We start from the raw sequence: 929 nt of genomic DNA on the forward strand, positions 1-929 counted from the left end.
GCCGTGTTGGCTGCGGTGCTGGTGACCGTGCCGATCGCGCCCGCCGCCGCGGTGGCGGAGCCGACCAGCCCGACGGTGACCTGGTCGGTGCAGCCGGCCGACCAGAAGGGCCCGGACGGCCGCCGGTGGATCGAGGCCACCCTCGACCCCGGCCAGGTGATCACCGAACACGTGGCGGTACGCAACTTCAGCGACTCCCCGGTGGTCTTCGCGTTGAAAGCCGCCGACGGTTACCTCACCGACAAGGGACGCTTCAACATGCTCCCGTCCAACGAGAAGTCGGTCGACGGCGGCACCTGGATCGACGTGCAGGCGAAAGTCACCGTCGGAGCCAAGCAGACCAAGGTGGTGCCGTTCACCATCACCGCACCCGACGACGCCACGCCCGGCGACCACCCGGCCGGCATCGCGGCCACCGTCACCAGCACCGGCGGCACGGTCGCCGTCGAAAGCCGGGTCGGCTTCCGAGTCATGCTCCGGGCCAGCGGCACCGTCACCGCCGCCGTCGCGATCAGCGACCTCACCGCCAACTACCACCCCTCATGGAACCCCTTCTCCGCCGGCCGCATCACACTCAGCTACACCGCCACCAACGACGGCAACGTCGCGGTGACCGGCACCGGCCACACCACCGTCACCGAACTGTTCGGCCTGCTCGAACGAAACACCCCCGCCGAGGTCGAGGAACTACTCCCCGGCGGCAGCCGCAACGTCGACGCCCGCGTCACCGGAATCTGGGGCCTGGGCCCACTACGCACGACCATCGACGTGACCCCCGCCATCGTCAGCGGCAACCCCACCGACGCCGACATCCGGCAGACCACGACCACCGTCACGGTCTGGACCTTCCCCTGGTCCCAACTGGCCCTCGCCGTCATCCTCGTGGCGCTCGTCCTCACCGTCCGGTTCATCACCCGGCGACGCCGGCA

At 70.0% G+C, this 929-nt stretch carries 1 protein-coding gene; it reads left to right on the forward strand.

The annotated features are described in order from the left end of the window. Positions 1-929 (forward strand): WxL protein peptidoglycan domain-containing protein (locus tag C1I95_RS34150; protein WP_233514078.1); only part of this gene is annotated, 929 nt, incomplete at both ends.

This window comes from Micromonospora craterilacus, from assembly GCF_003236315.1.
In the GTDB taxonomy this organism is placed as follows: domain Bacteria; phylum Actinomycetota; class Actinomycetes; order Mycobacteriales; family Micromonosporaceae; genus Micromonospora; species Micromonospora craterilacus.